Genomic DNA, 594 nt, shown 5'->3' with positions numbered 1-594 from the left:
ACATAATCCACCGCTTGTGCGGGTCCCCGTCAATTCCTTTGAGTTTTAACCTTGCGGCCGTACTCCCCAGGCGGTCAACTTCACGCGTTAGCTGCGGTACTAAAGAAGTCTTCTTCCCCAACACCTAGTTGACATCGTTTAGGGCGTGGACTACCAGGGTATCTAATCCTGTTTGCTCCCCACGCTTTCGTGCATGAGCGTCAGTGTCGACCCAGGGGGCTGCCTTCGCCATCGGTATTCCTCCACATATCTACGCATTTCACTGCTACACGTGGAATTCTACCCCCCTCTGCCGCACTCTAGCCTTGCAGTCACAAATGCAGTTCCCAGGTTAAGCCCGGGGATTTCACACCTGTCTTACAAAACCGCCTGCGCACGCTTTACGCCCAGTAATTCCGATTAACGCTCGCACCCTACGTATTACCGCGGCTGCTGGCACGTAGTTAGCCGGTGCTTCTTCTGACAGTACCGTCATTAGACACAGTTATTAACCGTGCCCGTTTCTTCCCGTCTGAAAGAGCTTTACAACCCGAAGGCCTTCTTCACTCACGCGGCATGGCTGGATCAGGCTTTCGCCCATTGTCCAAAATTCCC

The 594-nt window shown here is 53.5% G+C and carries 1 rRNA gene; it reads right to left on the bottom strand.

From position 1 onward, the window contains the following. Positions 1-594 (bottom strand): 16S ribosomal RNA (locus tag ACYPYQ_RS13585); the annotation flags it as partial.

It is taken from the genome of Sideroxyarcus sp. TK5, from assembly GCF_054601595.1.
This window is presented reverse-complemented; position numbering and strand designations above follow the sequence as displayed.